The 19719-nt window shown below is 65.9% G+C and carries 18 protein-coding genes and 1 pseudogene; 8 read left to right on the top strand and 11 right to left on the bottom strand.

The genetic code is table 11. The features are described from left to right. Position 1: 1 nt before the first annotated feature. On the bottom strand, positions 2–1144 hold the full coding sequence (locus BFL43_RS26785) for an SPFH domain-containing protein (protein WP_084896393.1): 1143 nt from the start codon (positions 1142–1144) through the stop codon (positions 2–4). A 140-nt stretch (positions 1145–1284) separates the two neighbouring features. On the opposite strand from BFL43_RS26785, the gene BFL43_RS26790 reads away from it, so the two are divergent. Both BFL43_RS26790 and BFL43_RS26795 read left to right on the top strand, forming a co-directional pair. Beyond that, positions 1285–1992: a hypothetical protein gene (locus tag BFL43_RS26790; protein WP_168176740.1), complete on the top strand. Its 708-nt coding sequence runs from the start codon at positions 1285–1287 to the stop codon at positions 1990–1992. Between the two features lie 97 nt (positions 1993–2089). Continuing rightward, the gene (locus BFL43_RS26795) at positions 2090–3355 is read left to right on the top strand and encodes a DUF4192 domain-containing protein (protein ID WP_084896397.1); all 1266 of its coding nucleotides are present in this window, start codon (positions 2090–2092) and stop codon (positions 3353–3355) included. 6 nt (positions 3356–3361) lie between these two features. Here the strand turns inward: BFL43_RS26795 and galE are convergent, their stop codons facing one another. Together galE and BFL43_RS26805 are read right to left on the bottom strand one after the other, a co-directional pair. Then, on the bottom strand, positions 3362–4354 hold the full coding sequence (gene galE / locus BFL43_RS26800; RefSeq protein WP_084896399.1) for a UDP-glucose 4-epimerase GalE: 993 nt from the start codon (positions 4352–4354) through the stop codon (positions 3362–3364). Between the two features lie 12 nt (positions 4355–4366). Beyond that, positions 4367–5050, bottom strand: coding sequence for a metal-dependent transcriptional regulator (locus BFL43_RS26805; protein ID WP_084896855.1), 684 nt, complete (start codon positions 5048–5050; stop codon positions 4367–4369). A gap of 245 nt (positions 5051–5295) precedes the next feature. Between BFL43_RS26805 and BFL43_RS26810 the strand changes: the two genes are divergently transcribed. Then, positions 5296–6576, top strand: coding sequence for an acetoin utilization protein AcuC (locus tag BFL43_RS26810; protein ID WP_084896401.1), 1281 nt, complete (start codon positions 5296–5298; stop codon positions 6574–6576). Between the two features lies 1 nt (position 6577). Continuing rightward, a complete protein-coding gene (locus BFL43_RS26815; protein WP_240498532.1) occupies positions 6578–9286 on the top strand; it encodes a bifunctional GNAT family N-acetyltransferase/acetate--CoA ligase family protein in 2709 nt (902 codons plus the stop codon). Positions 9287–9390: 104 nt separating this feature from the next. Here the strand turns inward: BFL43_RS26815 and BFL43_RS26820 are convergent, their stop codons facing one another. From BFL43_RS26820 to BFL43_RS26830, 3 genes are all read right to left on the bottom strand, one after another. Beyond that, positions 9391–10359, bottom strand: coding sequence for a sigma-70 family RNA polymerase sigma factor (locus tag BFL43_RS26820; protein WP_084896857.1), 969 nt, complete (start codon positions 10357–10359; stop codon positions 9391–9393). A gap of 123 nt (positions 10360–10482) precedes the next feature. Then, complete coding sequence (locus tag BFL43_RS26825; protein ID WP_206186761.1) at positions 10483–12021, bottom strand: methyltransferase; 1539 nt, start codon at positions 12019–12021, stop codon at positions 10483–10485. After that, positions 12018–12362, bottom strand: coding sequence for a DUF3099 domain-containing protein (locus tag BFL43_RS26830; protein ID WP_084896406.1), 345 nt, complete (start codon positions 12360–12362; stop codon positions 12018–12020). Before BFL43_RS26830 ends, BFL43_RS26825 begins: the two co-directional genes overlap by 4 nt. Positions 12363–12493: 131 nt before the next feature. Here BFL43_RS26830 and BFL43_RS26835 point away from each other — a divergent pair, with 131 nt between their 5' ends. Beyond that, the gene (locus BFL43_RS26835) at positions 12494–12730 is read left to right on the top strand and encodes a DUF3039 domain-containing protein (RefSeq protein WP_084896861.1); all 237 of its coding nucleotides are present in this window, start codon (positions 12494–12496) and stop codon (positions 12728–12730) included. A gap of 15 nt (positions 12731–12745) precedes the next feature. Here the strand turns inward: BFL43_RS26835 and BFL43_RS26840 are convergent, their stop codons facing one another. Next, positions 12746–13903: a YihY/virulence factor BrkB family protein gene (locus BFL43_RS26840; RefSeq protein ID WP_240498533.1), complete on the bottom strand. Its 1158-nt coding sequence runs from the start codon at positions 13901–13903 to the stop codon at positions 12746–12748. Positions 13904–14166: 263 nt separating this feature from the next. On the opposite strand from BFL43_RS26840, the gene BFL43_RS26845 reads away from it, so the two are divergent. Then, positions 14167–15840, top strand: coding sequence for a DEAD/DEAH box helicase (locus BFL43_RS26845; protein WP_240498534.1), 1674 nt, complete (start codon positions 14167–14169; stop codon positions 15838–15840). Between the two features lie 90 nt (positions 15841–15930). Here BFL43_RS26845 and BFL43_RS26850 read toward each other — a convergent pair whose 3' ends face one another. After that, on the bottom strand, positions 15931–16137 hold the full coding sequence (locus BFL43_RS26850) for a hypothetical protein (protein ID WP_084838497.1): 207 nt from the start codon (positions 16135–16137) through the stop codon (positions 15931–15933). 251 nt (positions 16138–16388) lie between these two features. On the opposite strand from BFL43_RS26850, the gene BFL43_RS26855 reads away from it, so the two are divergent. Both BFL43_RS26855 and BFL43_RS26860 read left to right on the top strand, forming a co-directional pair. Further along, positions 16389–17369: an EamA family transporter gene (locus BFL43_RS26855; protein ID WP_084896412.1), complete on the top strand. Its 981-nt coding sequence runs from the start codon at positions 16389–16391 to the stop codon at positions 17367–17369. 17 nt (positions 17370–17386) lie between these two features. Continuing rightward, positions 17387–17740 (top strand): DUF952 domain-containing protein, encoded by a 354-nt coding sequence (locus tag BFL43_RS26860; RefSeq protein ID WP_143695580.1) that lies wholly within the window; start codon positions 17387–17389, stop codon positions 17738–17740. On the opposite strand, the pseudogene BFL43_RS26865 reads toward BFL43_RS26860, so the two are convergent. From BFL43_RS26865 to BFL43_RS26875, 3 genes and pseudogenes are all read right to left on the bottom strand, one after another. Beyond that, positions 17737–18434, bottom strand: a pseudogene (locus BFL43_RS26865) (response regulator transcription factor). The gene BFL43_RS26860 and the pseudogene BFL43_RS26865 overlap by 4 nt on opposite strands. Then, positions 18431–18898, bottom strand: a complete 468-nt coding sequence (locus BFL43_RS26870) for a hypothetical protein (RefSeq protein WP_143695581.1) — start codon at positions 18896–18898, stop codon at positions 18431–18433. Before BFL43_RS26870 ends, BFL43_RS26865 begins: the two are co-directional and overlap by 4 nt. Further along, positions 18870–19655, bottom strand: coding sequence for a histidine kinase dimerization/phosphoacceptor domain-containing protein (locus BFL43_RS26875; RefSeq protein WP_084896418.1), 786 nt, complete (start codon positions 19653–19655; stop codon positions 18870–18872). Before BFL43_RS26875 ends, BFL43_RS26870 begins: the two co-directional genes overlap by 29 nt. Between the last annotated feature and the right edge of the window lie 64 nt (positions 19656–19719).

Here is a 19719-nt window from a genome sequence, read left to right on the forward strand (position 1 = left end):
CCTAGGTGGTGGGAGTCGTCGGAATCGGGGGAGGTGTGGCGAAGAGTCCGGCGAGTGCCGGCACGGAAGCAGCCTGCACCCAGCCGGGCATGCCTTGACTCCACACCAGCGTGGCGCCGGTGAACTGCCCCGAGGTCGCTGCCCCCTGCAGTTGCGCGACGGTGAACGGACCTGCGGGCTGGCCACCGTTGTCGATGTGGAACGTCGCCGTACCGGGCAAGGGCGGGGGACCTGCCGCGGGGGCGGGCTGCCCCTGTCCCGCTCGACCGAACTGACCGGCCATCTGACTACCCAGGGCGACGCCCATTCCGGCGGACATCATGTCGCCCATGGCACCGCCGCCAGGATTCTGAGCGGCCGCGAGCATCGCGTCGGCCGCCTTCCCCTGCTGGTAACGGCCGAGATCGCCGACGTTGTCGAGGAATCCGCCCTCCTCGACACCGCGGGCGACGCCACGGGTCATGGCGGACGTGATCTCGTCCGGCAGGGAGATGTTCATGGTGACCGAATCGATGGCCAACCCGAACTCGTCGTCGACGCGCTCGGATACGAACGCGCGGAGCTTGTCGGACAACTCCACCTGACGACCTTGGAGGTCGATGACACCGAGGCGGGTCTCCATGATCATGTCCGAGAACGCGAGAGTGATGACCCGACGCAACAATTCAGATATCTCGTCGACATCGACCGCGCTATCGGTCCCGATGACCTCCCGCAGAAATATTTCAGGATCAGCCACCCGAACGACACACAAACCGTTCGCGCGTACCTGCACCATCGTGAAATCCGGGTCGCGGACGGTCACGGGATTGGCGGTGCCCCAGCGTAGATCGGTCACCGGGCGGGTGTTGATGAAGTACACCTCGGATCGGAACGGGCTGTTGAACCCGTGCTTCCAGCCCTGCAGGGTGCTCAGGATCGGAAGGTTCTCCGACGTCAGCTGGTAGTGCCCCGGTCCGAAGCGGTCGGCCAGCTGCCCGCGGTAGACGAAAACCGCCTGCTGACCTTCACGAACGATGAGTTCGGCCTCGTTCTTGATCTCGTTGTTGTAGCGCGGAAAACGCCACGCCAACGTCGAACGTGAATCGTCGATCCATTCGATGATGTCGACGAGTTCACCTTTGATCTTGCCGATGATCCCCATGTTCGGTGTTCTCCCTAGCGGCGTCGCGTGATCGCGGTGTCTGAAGAAGGCCGACGTGAAGCGCCCAGCCAAAGACCAGTCTAGTGACACCGGCCGTGTCGCACGGCCACATGGCCTGCTCGCGATGGGAGAGTGGTCAGGTGAGTCGGGACTGTGTGGAGCGAACCGGGCACCGGTGGATACCGGTCGCGATGCTTGCCGCCGTCCTGGTCATCGGTGGGTGTACGACCGAGGTCGACGGTGATCCGACGGCTGCTCCGGTCACCGCCGTGAGCCCGAACAACTCCACCCAGTCGAGCGACCTCCGAGAGCGCTCGGTGACCCCTGCCGATTTCCCGGCCGGATACTCCGCGACGGAGGTCACCGGCGGACAACTGGGCGCTCTGCTGGGCGACACCGCGGGCGTGGCCGCGGGCGGGACTGTCGACCCACCGACCTGCGCGCCGAGGCAACTCCCATCTGACTCCGGCGACGCGATCGCGTTCGTGGCGACCGGCACCGGCGCCAACGCCGGCGCGCTGTCCGCGGTCACGGTTCTGGTGGACACCCCGCTGGCGGAGTTGAAGGCAGCCCTGGAGAGGTGCCCCACCTACACGACCGACACCGAGGGCGCGAAAGCGACTGTGACAACGACTGTTCTGCCGTCTTCGCCCGCGCAATCAGACGAATCGCTGGCGTTCCGACGGGTCACGTCGTCAGGTGCGATGACCCAGACAATGACCGCACTCGTCGGTCAGAACGACGGCATCCGGGTCTACGTCACCTATGTCGCGTCGGGACAGCGACCTCCCGACGGCATGGCACTGGACCAGCTCTACACCGCGGCATTGTCCCGGTCCCGGGGTTGAGCGGCCACCTGTGGATACAGCCCTGATCGGTGGATAACCTCCCGATTCGGCTGCGCCGGACGCATGCGACGTCCGGACCACGACCGACCATCGGTGCATGACATCTGACAACTTCGAAACCTCGGTATCGGGCCCCGCAGCGCTGATCACCGCCATACCTGCTCTGCTCGGCTTCGTCCCGGAGCGTTCCCTGGTGTTGATCACCTTCGAGGGCAACGGCGACGAGATCGGCACCACGATGCGTCACGACCTGACACTGGAACCGGACGGCAAACCCACCGAGCTGATGCTCGGTGTCATCGATCACCTCGCTCGGGTGTGCGAGTCCTACGGCGCGACGCGAGTGGTCGCCGTGATCATCGATGATCGGATGGACCCGCACGGCCGCGCCTATCGTCGCCTTGCGGCCATCATCGACCGCAACCTACTCGCCGTGGGCGGGCTGTACGGTGCCTTCTGGACGTCGGCGATATCTCTCGGTCGCCCATGGATCACGCTGTGGGACCGCCGATCCGAGGTGATCGAATCGGACCGGATCGCCGATGGAGTCGTGGGTGATCCGATGATCAGCCCGGTAGCCATCGCGCGGGCGGTGGCCGGCGGGCGGCGTGTCCTGATGACCCGGGACGAGATGGTCGAGAACCTCTCGCCGCTGCCTCACTGTGCGTCAGCGGAGTGTGATGCGTACGAGATCTCGGCGATCGACGACCGTCACTATGCCGAACTGACCGAGTCGAAACTGATCGGAGCCACCGCGGACGAATGGTCGGACATCGCGGACGACGATGAGGCGGCGTCGACATCGGGACCGGTGGATCAGACCACGATCGATCCGGAAGTCTTGCAGGACTACGCCGGTACGGGGACGGGGCGCGTCCCGCTGCACCTGTTGGTCGAGCAGGTTCGTCGAATTCAAGAGCGGTCTGACCTGGAGTTCGTCCTCGACCTGGTCGTGCGCAGGTGCGGCGATCTGGGTTGCGGCGACCTCCAGCGCCTCGACAAGGCTCTCCGCGAACTCTATGTGCGTGATGCGCTCGTGTCGCTCGCGGTGACCGACCTGTGGTCTGACGCCGAATATCTGTTCACGCAGGCCGCCCGGAGGTTGCGCGGACGAGGGCAGGCGGCGGCCGCGACCCTGCTGGGGTTCGTCCATTACGTGCACGGCAACGGCGCGATGGCAGGCACCGCCTTCGACCTGGCGCTCGCGGTCAGTCCGGGGTACTCGATGGCGACCCTCTACAACGACGCGTTGACGCGCGGGATACCGCCCGGTGTGATCAATCGGTGCGCGGAGACCGGTTATCACCTCGCCCGGTCGCTCGGGGTGGAGCTGCCACCACCGATTCTCCGGCCGGCGGCGTGATTGTGGTCAGCGCGTCGAGAGGGACGCCGAGTGGGCGCGGTCGCCGAGAGCCCGGGTGTACTCCCACGCGTCGGCGACGATGACCGACAGGTCGGTGTGTTCGGGGTACCAGCCGAGTTCTGCGATGGCCTTGTCGCTGGACGCGATCAGGACAGCCGGGTCGCCGGCACGTCGAGGTGCGTCGACCACCGGGATCTCCAGCCCGGTGACTTCCTCGCAAGCCGAAATGACCTGTCGCACAGAAAAACCGGTGCCGCTGCCGAGGTTGAAGATCGAATGCCGGCCGGCGACCGCGGCCTCGAGGGCCAGGGCATGGGCCTGCGCGAGATCGAGGACGTGGATGTAGTCACGAATGGCTGTGCCGTCGTCGGTGGGGTAGTCGGTCCCGAACATCTTGATGTGCTCACGATGCCTCAGGGCGACCTGGAGGACGAGCGGGATCAAGTGGGTCTCGATGACCCGATTCTCGCCGGCACCGGCGTAGGCACCCGCGACGTTGAAATACCGCAGAGACATCGCGCCGAGGCCGTGAGCCGCCGCGTACGACGTGATCGCGTGATCGATGGCGAGCTTGGTCGCGCCGTAGGGATTGGTCGGACGGGTGGGCGCGGACTCGAGGATGGGCACCGATTCGGGCTCGCCGTAGGTGGCGGCCGTCGACGAGAACACCAGCCGCGGGGTCTCGGTGCTTCGGACGGCCTCGAGGAGGGCAAGCGATTCGACGACGTTGCCGTACCAGTACAGCTCAGGGTGTTGAACTGATTCGCCGACCAACGACTGGGCGGCGAAATGCAGAACCCCGTCGAAGGCGTCGGAACCGAGTACGTCGGCGGCGACGTCTCGGACATTGCCTTCGATGAAGGGAACACCCTCCGGCAACGCCTCGACGTTTCCGGTACTCAGGTTGTCGACGATCGTGACGTCATGACCGTGCTCGACCATGACTCGGGCGCAGACGCTACCCACATAACCGGCGCCGCCGGTGACCAAGAGTTTCATGAAGGGTTCGGGTCAGACCTTCTCGACCTGAACCGAGTGCGCCATCTCCTCGGACAACTGCAGCCCCTGATGTCCCGGGGTGCTGATGACGATCGACGTGGGGTTGACGGTCACGCTGACGCGCGCGTTGGGGACGACACCGGCTTCGCGTAGTGCGCTGATCAACTCGATGTCCGCCTGAGCATGCTCGGACAACCTTCGTACGATGACCGCGACGGGCTCGCCTTGGGGAAGCTCCGAGATGCGTGTCATCGGCGCGGGAGGAACCAGATCTGAATATCCGAGCTGATCGAGTCCGGGAATCGGGTTGCCATACGGTGACGTCGTCGGGTGATCCAGTACCTCGAGCAGGCGGCGCTCGACGTTCTCACTCATCACGTGTTCCCAGCGGCAGGCCTCCGCATGGACGTCCTCCCACGGCATCCCGATCACATCGACCAGCAACCGCTCCGCGAGACGGTGCTTGCGCATCACCGAGACCGCAAGACTTCGGCCCTTGTCGGTCAGTTCGAGGTGGCGGTCACCGGCGACCAGCACCAGTCCGTCGCGTTCCATGCGGGCGACCGTCTGTGACACCGTCGGGCCGCTCTGTTCCAGGCGTTCGGCGATGCGTGCCCGCAAAGGCACGATGCCTTCTTCCTCGAGGTCGTAGATCGTCCGAAGATACATCTCAGTGGTGTCGATCAGTTCGTTCACGATCCCCATCCCTTTCGTCCTGCACCAGGCTACCTATAACAACGTCCGGTTTCGGTCAACCCTTCCCCTGACCGTGATGCGTCACACGCCAATCCGGGTCGAGCTCCGCTGCGCTCCGTCTCCGCCAATCCGGTCGAGCTCCGCTGCGCTCCGTCTCGCCAATAGGGTCGAGCTCCGCTGCGCTCCGTCTCCGCCAATCCGGTCGAGCTCCGCTCCGCTCCGTCTCCGCCCTCTAGGCTCGGTACATGAGCAATGACGCCGGTCCGGCGAACGCGCAGTCCGCGGCGGTGATCTGGAGCGATGATTTCCTCGGCTACCGATGGGCGCCCACGCACCCGATGAACCCTATCCGGCTGGCACTGACGATGTCACTGTCGAAGTCGCTCGGGGTCCTCGACGGTGTCCCCTCGATCCCTCCGATGGCAGTCGACGACAGGTTGCTGCAAACAGTGCACACCGCTGCGTATCTGGATGCGGTGCGCAGCGCTTCATCGGTCGATGACCATGTGGGTGGGGCCTCTCACGTCCTGGAGCGGTTGTTCGGTCTGGGAAGTGTCGACAACCCGGTGTTCGAGGGGATGCACGGTGCCGCCGGTGTGCTGGTGGGAGGCACGATGGCAGCGGCCGCAGCCATCGCCTCCGGATCTGTGCGCCGCGCCGTCAACATCGGCGGCGGGATGCACCATGCGATGCCGGGCCATGCCGCCGGCTTCTGTATCTACAACGACTGCGCGGTCGCGATTCGCTGGCTGCTTGAGCAGGGGTACGACCGGATCGCCTACATCGACATCGACGCACATCACGGGGACGGCGTGCAGAAGGTGTTCGCGGGGGACCCGCGGGTACTGACGATCTCGCTACACCAACATCCGGCGACCTTGTGGCCGGGCAGCGGTTGGCCCGAAGAGGTCGGCGAACAGGACGGGAGGGGGACTGCGGTCAACATTGCGCTCATGCCCGAGACCTCGGACAAGTTGTGGCTGCGGGCGTTCAACGCAATCGTGCCCGGCGTCGTCGAGAACTTCCGACCCCAGATCATCGTCAGCCAATGCGGTGTCGACAGCCACTTCCAAGACCCCTTGACCGACCTGTCGCTGACGGTCGACGGGCAGCGGGCCGCTATCTATGCGATGCGCGATCTGGCCGACAAGTATTCAGAGGGCAGGTGGCTCGCGGTCGGCGGCGGTGGGTACGGGATCATCAACGTCGTACCCCGCAGCTGGACCCACCTCATTTCCGCTGTCACCGGAGCCGACCTCGCTCCGGACACCGTGATCGACGAGAGCTGGTGTGCTGCGGCGACAGCCGAGGCCAGAATGCTCGACGAGACACTGCGTGCGGACCCGGTCGCAGTCATGACCGACGGTGGCCAGACCGATTATTTGCCCTGGGATGGTGATGGCGGTGGTCCACTGATGGACGGGACCACCGACGCCGCGCAGACCCGCACCGACGCCACGATCATGGCAACCCGGCGTGCCGTTTATCCGTTGTGTGGTCTCGACCCGGAGGATCCCCGTGACTGACTTGCCAGAGACGAACCGCAGCGACGCAGCGGAGTTGACGATCGCCCCGGACAAGCGCGGACCGCACGATTTCCCGAGACACTGGATCGCTGACGTGCTCGCCAGTGACGGTGGCGTGGTGCACCTGCGGCCGATCGTGCCCGAGGACGCGGACGGGCTGGTCCGGTTCCACTCAGCGCTGTCTGAACGCACCAGGTACTTGAGATATTTCGGTCCGTTCCCGCACATCCCGCCCCGCGAGCTCGCCCGGATGACCACTGTCGATCACTACAGCCGTGTCGCGTTCGTCGGATTGCTCGGCGGGGAGATCATCGCCATCGGGATCTACGAAGGTCTGGCTGCCGATGGCAAGGACGGCACGGCGGAAGTCGCCTTCGTCGTCGCCGACGAACACCAGGGTCGCGGCCTCGGGCCGATTCTGCTCGAGCATCTCGCAGGCGCCGCTGCCGAATGTGGATTCGAGCGCTTCGAAGCAGAAGTGCTGGCCGAGAACCCCAACATGGTTGCAGTGTTCCGCGACGCCGGATATCAGGTGCGCCGCAGCTTCGACGGCAGCACCATCCACGTCGAGTTCACGATCGACCCGTCCGAGGCGCTGCTGTCGGTGCGCAATGCCCGCGAGCGCGGCTCGGAGGCCCGCAGTGTCGCGAACCTGCTGCGGCCGACATCCGTCGCGGTCATCGGAGCCTCCGTCGACCGTCTGAAGGTCGGAAACGCGGTACTCGCGAACGTGATCGCCGGCGGCTTCACCGGACCCGTCTTCCCGGTGAACTCCGAACACCGGGCGGTCCGCGGGATCCGCGCCTACTCGACGGTGCGCGACATTCCCGACCCCGTCGACCTCGCGATCGTCGCAGTCCCGGCCGACGCGGTCGAAGAAGTCCTCGACGACTGTCTGCACAAGGGCGTCAAGACCATGGTGGTGCTGTCTTCCGGGTTCGGCGACACGAGCGACTCGGGCCTCGAGTCGGAGCACCGACTGGTGGAATCGATCCGGGAACACGGCATGCGTCTGGTCGGGCCGAATGCCCTGGGGGTGGCCAACACCGATCCGGCGGTGTCCCTCAACGCCACCCTGGCACCGCTGGTCCCGGGTCGGGGCACGGTCGGGTTCTTCTGCCAGTCCGGCGCGTTGGGTATCGCCATCCTGGACGCCGCGGCGCGGAGACAGCTCGGATTGTCGACCTTCGTCTCCGCAGGCAACCGAGCCGACGTCTCCGGCAACGATCTTCTGCAGTACTGGGACACAGATCCGGACACCGAGGTCGTCTTGCTGTACCTCGAGAGCTTCGGTAATCCCAGGAAGTTCACGCGACTGGCGCGCAGGGTCGCCAGCGGCAAGCCGGTGGTCGCGGTGAAATCCGGGCGAGGGGCTGTGCCGCCGGCGATGGCCGCCGTCGATCACTCGCTCGACGACGAGAGCACCCGGGCCCTGCTCGCGCAATCCGGGGTGATCCAGGTCGCGACGATCCCTCAATTGTTCGACTGCGCGACCGTGTTCGCGTATCAGCCGCTACCACGCGGACCACGCGTGAGCATCGTCGGCAATTCCACGGCGCTCGGCGTGCTTGCACAGGAGGCTGGGAGTCACTTCGGGCTCGAGGTCGTCCAACGGGTCGATCTGGGCCCGAGCGCGTCGCCCGAGGCTTTCGAAGAGGCCGTGCGGACCGCTGCCGCAGACGAAGGCGTCGACGCATTGATCGCGGTGTTCGTGCCACCGGTCGCCGTCAGTGTCGATCGGTACGCCCAGGCGCTGATGTCGGGTATGGCCGACTCCGACAAACCGGTGGTCACCACATTCCTGGCCGTGGAAGGAATCCCGCAGAACTTGTCGGTGCTGGGAGCCCACGGCACGCCCGCCCGAGGGTCGATACCGTCGTTCCCCGGGCCGGAGCGAGCCGCGGAAGCTCTCGGACATGCCTGGCAGTACGCCCAGTGGAAGTCCCGGCCGGCTTCAGAGGTGCGTAGGCCCTCCGACGCCGATCCCGACACCGCTCGGCGTCTGGTCCGTGAGGCGGTCGCTGCTTCGGCGGGTGCGGTCACCGAACTCGATGACGACCGAACCGTTCAGATCCTTGCCTGTTACGGGATTCACATCGTCCCGTTCAAGGAGGTCAGCAGCGCCGACGAAGGTGTCGCGGCGGCAAACGAACTCGGGTATCCCGTTGCCATCAAGGCATTCTCGCCGAGCTGGCGGGGCCGGGCGGACCGGGAAGGTGTGCGACTCGACCTACCCGATCAGCATTCGGTGGAGCTGGCGGTCGTCGAGTTGACGGAGGTAACCGGTGAGTCGAGGTTGCATGTGCAGCAGATGGCACCGAAGGGGATCAGCACTGTGATCCGGGTCCGGGACGATCCGTCCTTCGGGTCGCTGATGTCGTTCGGTCTTGCCGGCGTCACCAGCGATCTCCTCGGTGATCGCGCCTATCGCGCGCTCCCGCTGACGGAGAATGATGCCGCGGATCTGATCGCGGCGCCGCGGTCGGCGCCGTTGCTCTCGGGTTACGGGGGACAGGAACCCGTCGACAAGAACGCCTTGATCGATCTGGTGACGCGCATCTCGGCGCTGGTCGACGACATCCCGGAGGCGCGCGACGTGGTCTGCGACCCCATTCACGCGACCCCGGGCGGTGTCGCGGTGCTCGCAGCGCGGATGCGGGTGGGAGCCGTTCCGACCAAGCACGATTCGGGCCCCCGCCGGTTGGGTTGAGGCGGCCGATCGGGCCTCACGGCCACACAGACCACATCCTCACAAAGCACCAGCCGCCACTGATGATTCAGTGGCGGCTGGGTGGGAGAGAAGTGCAGTGATGATCAGCTGGCGTAGGCGCGCAACCGCTCTGCGCGGTCGCCCTGACGCAGTTTCGACATGACCTCGCGCTCGATCTGGCGTACCCGCTCACGCGAGAGGCCGAACATCCGGCCGATCTGATCCAGGGTGCGCGGCTGACCGTCGTCGAGTCCGAACCGCAACCGGATCACCTGCTGCTCCCGCTCGTCCAGCGTGGCGAGAACCGTACGGACGTCGGTGTGCAGAAGTCCTGCGATGACGGCGTTCTCGGCTGAGGTGGCCTCTGCGTCTTCGATGAAGTCACCCAGCGGTGCCTCTTCGTCGCTGCCAACCGGCATGTCCAGGCTCACCGGGTCCCGGCTGTGGTCGAGCAGGTCGGCGATCTTCTCGGCCGGGATACCCGACTCCGACGACAATTCGTCATCGGTGGCCTCACGCCCGAGTTGCTGGTGGAGTTCGCGCTTGATCCGTGCCAGCTTGTTGACCTGCTCGACGAGGTGGACCGGGAGCCGGATCGTGCGGCTCTGATCTGCCATGCCGCGGGTGATCGCCTGACGGATCCACCAGGTGGCGTAGGTCGAGAACTTGAAGCCCTTGGCGTAGTCGAACTTCTCCATCGCCCGGATCAGACCGAGGTTGCCCTCCTGGATCAGGTCGAGCAACGGCATTCCGCGGCCCGTGTACCGCTTGGCCAGCGAGACGACCAGCCGCAGGTTGGCCTCCAGCAGGTGCGAGCGGGCCGACTCACCCTCGCGGATCAGAGTCGCGAGATCGCGCTTCTTGACTGCTGTCAGACGCTTCCTGGTGGCGAGAACGTGCTTGGCGTAGAGGCCGACCTCGATCTGCTTGGCCAGTTCCACCTCTTGCTCGGCGTTGAGAAGTGCGGTGCGGCCGATGCCGTTCAGGTAGACGCGAACAAGGTCCGCGGCCGGGCTTTGCGCATCCAGGTCCTGTTCGGTCATCGCCGGACGGATGGTGGTGGGGCTGGACATGTCGGCCTCCTCAAGTGCGGTTGTCTTCACTTGGTTCAACGGAGGAGGCTGCCCAGATAGTTCCACGAGGGTTCCCCGGCGCCGGCGCTGTGACCAGCGCTTTCCGATAACCGGTCTGAGAAGTTACTGAGAGTGCCCTGAGGTTTCCCGGCAGGATGCGTTCCAACCCGCCGGGAGAACGATTCCGTGGCGGATCAAACCCTCGACGAGGTGCTCCACGGCCGCACCGTCGATCTGTTCGTCACCGGTTGCGACCGCGAGCAGATCGGTGACCTCGCCGAGCGTCAACCCGTCGGGACGGAGGCCTGCGAGCAGCGCCTGGCCGAGGGTGTCGATCTCGTGACTCCACCGCGGACCGTCGGGACGGTGGATACGCATCACCACGTCCTGCCATCCGGTGTCGGGGTCGAGCGTCGCCACCCGTTCGAGGGCTGCGCCCGCCGTGACCGAGAAGCGCTCGTTCGCCAGGTGATGAGTTCGCAGCCACGCGATGCGGCGGAGGTAGTCGTCGGCCTCGGGCCCGAGCGGATCGTCGAACGAGTGCCCGAGCTCCTCGGCGAGCAGGTCGGTCGGCTCGTCGGTGCGGCGCAGGAAGACGAACCCGAACCCGATGCCGGACACCCCGGACCGCTCGAGGTGTCTGAGCCAACGGTCGGCGAGCTCTGCGGATGCGGGGTCGCGGGGATCGTGACCGGCGTCGCGCAACCAGGTACCCACATAGAGGGCGGGGTCGGCGACATCGCGCTGTACCACCCACGCGTCGACCCCGCTGTCCGGGATCCACTGCGAGATTCGCGTCCGCCAGTCGTCCCCGGTGATGACCCAGGAGGCCAACATCGAGGCGGTCCCGCCCTCGGTGAGGAACTTCGGCGCCGTACGGCACATGAGCTCGCTCGCGCCGTCGAGGTCCAGGCCGGAGTCGCGGTAGGTGTGCGTGACCTCGGGTGGACCGACGACGAAGGGTGGATTCGCGACGATCCGATCGAACTTCTGGCCGCCGACGGGCCCAAACCAGGCGCCCTTGGACAAGGTGACCCGGCCGGGGTCGATGCCATTGATCGCGAAGCCCGCGCGGGTCATCGCCAGGGAGCGATCGGTGATGTCGGTCGCCGTGACGTGGCCCGCGAAATCTGCGGCATGGATCGCCTGGACGCCGCAGCCGGTGCCGACGTCGAGCACGGAGCCGGTGGGATCCGTCGCGGTCGCCTTCAGCAGGGACAACGATGCGTGTCCGACACCGAGTACGTGGTCCTCGGTGATCGCCTTGCGGCGCATCGTGCCGTCGAGGTCGGACAGCAGCCAGCGGTTGCCCGACCCGAGGTCCACCGGACGCACATCGATGGCCGCGCAGTACCCGGGGCCGTCGGCCTCCAGGAGTCCGACGCTGATCGCCTGGTCGATGTCCACCGGCGACAGCGCGGAAGACACCTGTGACCGGGTACAGGTGTCACCGAGGAGGAGGAGCCGGATCAGGGTTCCGAGAGTGCCGCTGTCGGCACACGCCCGCCGAACAGGTACCGGTTCACCACGCCCCAATGCCCCATGGGCCTCGTCGCCGAGCAGATCGAGTACCCCGTCGGCCGTGTAACCGGCCTGCCGAAATGCGGTCCGTAGGTCGTCCGCGATGGTGTGCAGCTCGGCAACTGAACCCAGGGCGCTCACTCCTCGCGTCTGTCGAGACCGAAGAAGGATCGCTTCTCCGTGAGCTGGTTGGTCCGCTCGGTGCCGTACTTGTAGTGAGGCACTTCGCCTTTGGCGCGAGGCGGCCGGTCGTTGGCGATCAGCACCGCGACCCAGGGGATCGGGATCGACAGGATGATCACTCCGAGCGCCAGGAACCCGTTCTGTGTTGCTCCGTAGATGACCCCCGCGAGGACCAGTGCGGGGACACGGAACGCCATCAACGTCAGGTACTTGCGTACGCGGGCCCGGTGCTGTTCTTCCAGAGAGGTTTGAGCCTCGGTGATGAGAAAAGTCTCCGGCGCGTGTTCTTTCGGAGCCATGTTTTCCACTGTCCCACTTTCGTTGCCGGACGGCCACCTGCAGTTGTACCGGCCCTGATGTGGTCTGCGTACCGGCCCACCACGACACGCGTTGGCCCATCGCGGCTTGTCGAGGCAGAATTGTTCTCATGGTGGATACGCAGACCCTCGACAAGCCCGAAGTCACAACCGACGAGACGACAGAGGATGACACCCCGAAGTTCTTCCACTACGTCAAGAAAGACAAAATCGTCGAGAGCGCTGTGATGGGCAACATCGTTGTCGCCCTGTGTGGTGAGACTTTCCCCGTCACCCGCTCGGCCAAACCAGGCTCTCCGGTGTGCCCGAAGTGCAAGAAGATCTATGCGCGCATGAAGAAGGGCGAGTGACCGGTCGTCCCGCACTCAGCGCGGTGCGTCCGGCCCTGTAGACGGAGCGTCTTTCTCCCGTGGCGCGGGAGCGGGTGTGGTCGATGACGCTTCGCTGCGTTTGATCGGCCCGGACGGCAGCCACGCCGGGACGCCCTTGAGTTGATCGGTGATGTCGCTCGTCTGCTGCGAGACCCAGTCTCGGACCTGATCGATCTTGGTCGGGTTCGCAGGCCACAGTTGCTGGGCGATCGCGTTGAACTCCGCGCCCACCACGATGGCGAAGCCGAGGAAAAACGTGAAGAGCAAGAAGGCGATCGGCGTGGCGAGCGCGCCGTAGCTGTATCCGGTCTGGGTGATCGTCGCCAGATACCACCGCAAGATGGCGCTCGCACACCAGAACACGAGGCCCGCGAGCAGCGCACCGGGTACCAGCCGGTGCCATGGGAGGGGCTTTGCCAGGGCGACGCGGTACAGGGTCGTCAGTCCTGCGAGCAAGAGCAGTGCGACGGCGGGGAAGTACCCGTATTCGATGGCCACCGAGCTGGCCGGGTGCCACGAGTCAGGTATCACCTCGCGGACGTAGGCGGGTCCGAGCGCCACGAGGGGCAGCGTGAGGACGGCGAGCACCAGGAAACACACGTAGAGCCACAACGCGAACAGTCTCTGCGTCACCGCATGCCGGACATTGTGCTGACCGTGTGCCACGACGATGGAGTCGACGAAACTCGACATGGCGGAGGACCCCGCCCACAGCGACAGCACGAACCCCAGCGAGATGACCTCGGCGCGCCCGCTGACGAGCACGTTGTCGACGGTGGGGGTGATGATCTCGTCGACCACATTCTGGCTGAAGGTGCGTTCGGCGAAGCTGATGATCCGGTCTTGGATGATCTCCTCGGTGTTCGGCCCGAACCAATTCGCGACGTAACCGACGCAACCAAGAAGACCGAGCAGCAGCGGGGGTAGTGACAGCGTCTGCCAGAACGCGGCCTGAGCCGACATTGCGAAGATCGAGTCGTCCCAGGATTTGGTGATGGTGCGCCAGAGCATCCAGGGCAGGCTCTTGAGTACGCGCGGCCGGTCGCCGGCGCCCTCCTGTCGACGGGTGTCATCGACCTGCGACGGATGCGGCGTCGCGGGGTCGGGGGAGGGTTCGGTTGGCTGTGTGATGACACCAGCATTACGGAAGATCGAGCGCGATGGGAGATGCCGCGCCGCCGACGCTGTGGGCTGATCGTCGCTCGGCGCGGTAACATTTTGCGGTGCCCCGGCGGGACGAGCGCAGCGCGCCGAATCGCCCGACGAAGTGGAGCACACGCCGTCCGGCCAGACCGGTTGGCCCGGATTGAAGAACCTCATCGCATGTCAAGGAGTTGTGCCCTGTCGTGACCCGGCCCTCTGCCCTCTCCGGATCTCAGGTCACCGAACCGGCGCCTCCGCCGGCCGCCTCGCCGCTGCGTACCTGGCAGCGGCGCGCCCTGACCAAGTACCTGTCCGCGGCACCCAAGGATTTTCTCGCGGTGGCGACGCCGGGCGCAGGCAAGACGACCTTCGGGCTGCGGATCGCAGCTGAGCTGCTCGCCGACCGCACGGTGGACCAGATCACCGTCGTCGCCCCCACCGAACACCTCAAGCACCAGTGGGCTGCCGCCGCCGCGCGTGCCGGTATCGCGCTGGACTCGCGCTTCAGCAACTCCGCGGGACAGACGAGCTCGGACTATCAGGGTGTGGTGGTCACGTACGCGCAGATCGCCACCCATCCGGCCAGGCACCGCGTCCGCACCGAGAATCGCCGGACTCTGGTCATCCTCGATGAGATCCACCACGGTGGCGACGCGAAGAGCTGGGGCGAGGCGATCCGCGAGGCCTTTTCCGACGCGACCCGGCGGCTGGCACTGACCGGTACCCCCTTCCGGTCCGACGACAGCCCCATCCCCTTCATCACCTACGAGCCGGAGCCCGGAGGTGGAAGCCGATCGGTCGCCGACTACGTATACGGCTACTCCGATGCCCTGGCCGACGGCGTCGTGCGCCCGGTGGTCTTCTTGGCGTACTCAGGTGAGGCCAGTTGGCGGAACAACGCGGGTGAGGAGTTCACCGCCCGGCTCGGCGAACCGCTCTCGGCCGAACACACCGCGCGCGCGTGGCGCACCGCCCTCGATCCCCACGGTGACTGGATCCCCGCGGTGCTGCAGGCCGCCCATACCCGTCTGCGGCAGTTGCGCAACTCCGGCATGCCCGACGCAGGCGGTCTGGTGATTGCCACGGATCAGACCGTGGCCCGGGACTACGCCGAACTGCTGCAGGCGATCACCGGCAAGATGCCCACGGTGGTGCTCTCGGACGACCCGAAGTCGTCGAGCCGGATCGCAGAGTTCAGTGAGTCGCAGGACGAGTGGATGGTCGCCGTGCGCATGGTGTCCGAGGGCGTCGACGTACCTCGTCTCGCTGTGGGCGTCTACGCAACCAGCGCGTCGACACCGCTTTACTTCGCGCAGGCGATCGGTCGTTTCGTGCGGTCGCGTCGGCCTGGCGAGAACGCCAGCGTGTTCCTGCCGTCGGTCCCAGTGCTGCTGCAGCTGGCTGCGCAGCTCGAGGCGCAGCGCGACCACGTGCTCGGCAAACCGCATCGGGAGTCCGAAGGACTTGACGACGCGCTGCTCAATGACGCGAACAAGCAGAAAGACGAGGACGGCGAGGACGAGCGGGGATTCGAGTCCCTCCACGCCGACGCCGAACTGGACCAGGTGATCTACGACGGGTCGTCCTTCGGCACGGCCACTTTCTCCGGTTCCGATGAGGAGGCCGACTATCTGGGATTGCCCGGCCTGCTCGATGCCGACCAGGTCCGCGATCTGTTGCAACAACGCCAGGCGACCCAGATCGAGGCGCGTAGCGCGCAACCTACTCCCGCGCCGGTCGTGAAGAACGAACCGTCGGTGGGCAAGCAACTGACCGCGCTACGTCGCGAACTGAACAGCCTGGTGGCCATGCATCATCACCGCACCGGTAAGCCGCACGGCCAGGTGCACAACGACCTGCGCGAGCGGCTCGGAGGTCCCCCCACCGCGATGGCCACGGCGGACCAATTGCAGGCCAGGATCGAGGCATTGCGGAAGTGGCGATGATCGTCCCGCGTGCGCTCTTGGGCCGGCGGGCCCGGATACAGCACCGCCGCGGCTCACATGATGTGAACCGCGGCGGCGTGACGGGAGTTCTTAGACCAGCTCTTCTTCGTTGGTGACCACGGTCGCGCCCATGTCGATCAGGCGTGCTTCGTGCTCGTTGAAGTGGTGACGGCAAAACAGCAGCTCTCCACCTGTGGAGAGAACCGCGCGTACACGTGCCGCCGCACCGCAACGATCACAGCGGTCGGCAGTGGTCAGTGGCATGTGGATCGGGGGCGTGGTGATGGTGTCTGACATGTTTTCCTCCGTCCAGGGCCTGCGCTTACGCGGTCCCTTCGCGAGCTGATGTACCGGGGTGGTACATCCACTCTCACTCTTTCAGACGATTTGGCAATCGGCTTTGTTCCCGGGGGCCCTCCGGTGTGTCGTCACTCACCCGTAACAACTGAGCTGCGATCGGCAACATCCACCGTCTTTTCGGTGTGAGACAGATCCCAGCCGGTAACCGGTGGGCGGGTGACGACTCGTGACCCACCTACAGTGTTGCAATGTCGCGCGCCGCCGAAACCTCAGGGTCGGTGAGCGGGCTCTCGAAGCTCTCGGTTCTCTTCGTGATCGGGGCCGTGTGCCAGTACATCGGGGCCTCGATCGCGGTTCCGCTCTTCGGTGAACTCGACCCTGCGACGATCGCCTGGCTTCGGGCGAGCGGCGCCGGCGCGGTGCTGTTCGCGGTGTGGTGGCCGTTCGCTGCGCGCCGATGGCCGCGGGTGGGCGTCCGGTTTCCTCCGCGGCGGCTCCTGACCGCCGCTGCGTTCGGGCTCGTCACCCTGGGAATGAACATGGCGTTCTACCTCGCCATCGATTCGATCGACCTCGGCGTGGCGGTGGCCATCGAGTTCCTGGGGCCTGTGGTGGTCGCTGCAGCGGGCTCGCGGACACGTTCGGACGGCTTGGCCGTCGGCGCCGTACTCGTGGGCGTGGTGCTGCTCAGCGGTGCGAGTCTCGAGGGTTCACCGATGGGTGTCCTGTTCGCGCTGCTGGCTGCCGGCCTGTGGGCTGCGTACATCGTGGTCGGCAAGATGGTCGCCGGCGGATCGGTGATACGCAAAGAGGGGGAGGCGACGGGCGAGTCCGGCCGGAAGACCGCTCCGTGGCGAGATGGGATCGACGACCTGGCCATCGGGCTGACGGTCGCCGGCGCTCTCGCCGCGCCGGTGATGATCGCGATCAGCGGTGCCGCGGACCCGGGCGCACTGTGGAATTGGCGAATCCTCCTGATCGGCGTGGGGCTCGGTGTGCTCTCGAGCGCGATCCCGTACCTGCTCGACCAGATCGTCCTGTCGAAGTTGGGTCGGTCGCAGTTCGCGCTCCTGCTGGCGCTGCTCCCGGTCACCGCAGCGGTTGTCGGTGCGGTTGCGCTCGCGCAGGTTCCGACATGGCCGGAGTTGTGCGGCATGGCTCTTGTGGTCGCCGCCATCGTCTTCACCGCGCGCACCGCCGATATTGCCTCTGGCGCCGGCACCGGCTGATACGGCAGGCTGAAGGGGTGAGCGGCGACGTAAATCTGGTTCATCTGTGCTCGATCTCCGACTGGCTCGAGGCCAGGACGACAGGGGCGATCGAACCTGCGTCCCTGGCGACACAGGGCTTTGTGCATCTCTCGGACCGCACGCAGGTGCACATCCCGGCAAACCTGTTGTACCGCGATCAGGCGGATCTGGTGTTGCTGAGCATCGATCCCCTACGCGTGGGCGCCGAAATCGTCTGGGAAGACGGTGATCCGCCTGACGCGGCGGGCACCCAGTTCCCGCATCTGTACGGCGCGCTGCCGACCGGTGCCGTCGTGGGTGTGCAGCGATACGACATGGACGAATCGGGGCGTTTCCCTCAACTGCACTAATCCGATCGCCTGCACTGGTCCGCGTGAGCCGGGCGGTATGTCAGTCCGTGCTCGCGGGCGAGGATCGCGGCCTGCACCCTTGATTGCAGGGCAAGCTTGTTCAACACCCGGGACACGTGCGTCTTGACCGTGGTCTCACCGATGAACAGCGCCGAGGCGATCTGGGCGTTCGACAATCCCGCGCCCAGGGTGGAGAGCACTTCACGTTCGCGATCGGTGAGTTCCGAAAGGTCCTGCATCTGTGACCCGCCGGGATCTGCCGGGGCGACCCCACCGAATCGGTGGGTGAACCGGTCGATCACGCGTCTGGTCACCTCGGGTGCGAGCGCCGCGTCTCCGCGTGCCACCGCGGACACCGCGGCGATCAACTCCGAGGCGCCGGCGGTCTTGAGCATGAACCCTGATGCCCCGGCCCGCAGCGCGGCATAAATGTAGTCGTCGATGTCGAAGGTCGTCAGGATCAGCACCTTGGAAATCCCAGCGGCGCAGATTCGACTGGTCGCCTCGATCCCGTCGGTCCCCGGCATCCGGATGTCCATCAGGACGACCTCGGGTCTGAGTTCGGCGGTCAGCGTGGTCGCCTGATCTCCGTCGGTCGCCTCACCGATCACCTCGATGTCCGTGGACGTCTCGAGGAGCAGGCTAGGCCGGCGCGGATCGCTGCGTGGTCGTCGGCGATCAGAACCCTGGTCATGACGAAGATCCTGGCAGACGATCCGACTGCGGAGGGTGATCGAGGTCGGGCGTCGGGAGTTCGGCGACCACCTCCCAGCGGGAGTCGGTGATCCTGACGTCCACTGTGCCGCCGACCGAACCCGCACGTACCCGCATGTTCGCGATGCCGTGGCCGTCGACCCGATCCGGAAGCGCGACATCCGGCCCCACAGTGTTCGACACCGATACCAATGCCGACGAAGTTCTCTGGCACACAGTGACATCGACGTCTGCACCCGGGCTGTGGGTGGCGACGTTGGTCAGGGCCTGCTGGATGATCCGGTATGCCACGATGGTGCTTGCCGGGGAGAGCCGGGTCGTCGCGACATGCATGTCGACGGTCGACCCGCATGCGCGGGCGGTATCGGCCAGTCGGTCGATGCGGTCGAGGTTTGCTGTGACGGCGGTATCGAGATCATCTGGACCCGATAGCAATTCGATCATCGTGCGCATCTCGCGAAGCGCTTCGACGCTCGACGCTCGACGACCGCACCGACCGCACCGACCGCAACACCGAATCACGAACATTGCCGTCGGTGGTCTCGAGCGCCGCGGCCGATTGCAGTGCGATGCCCGACAACTGGCTCGCGACGACGTCGTGGAGATCACGAGCGAGCCTGCGCCGCTCGGCGGCGACCGCCACCTCTTGGTCGCGGGTCGCCAGCGCCTCGACTGCGCGCGCTCGATCACGTTCACTCTCGGCGGCCATCTGGTGCTGCCTGATGGCGTGGCCGTACGACGCCGGAGAGGCGATGAGAGCGGTGACGAGCAACATGGCCAGCAACGCCACCCGCCAGTCGCCGGAACCCGTCAGGGCCACCACGAGCACGACGGCGGCGACCAGCCAGTTCACCAGCAGCATGACCCGTCGTAGCCGGTCGGAACCGTACCTGGCCACGGCGTAGACCACGTCGGAGTAGACGATCCACACGGCGATGGTCGGACCGCAGAACGCATCGATGGCCAGGGCTGCGACAACACCTGTGAATGCGATCGCCGGCCGGGTAGAACGCCACCCCTGAGAGCAACAGGCAACAGCCAAGGTGACCAGCGGAAGCCACTGCGGCAGAGCGGTGTTGAGGGCAGTTGCCCCGAAAAAGTACCGGAGATCGCCGATGTACAACACAATGCCGGCGACGAAGAACGCGGCCGCTACGCCGAGATCTCGCTGCCGGTCCGGATCGATCCGTGCCCGTGTCATCACACCTCCAGGTATCCATCACAGCACAGCGCCGAGGAGGCGTCGTCATCCCGATTGATGACCT

The sequence above is a fragment of the Williamsia sp. 1135 genome (genome assembly GCF_002095395.1).
Lineage (GTDB): Bacteria > Actinomycetota > Actinomycetes > Mycobacteriales > Mycobacteriaceae > Williamsia.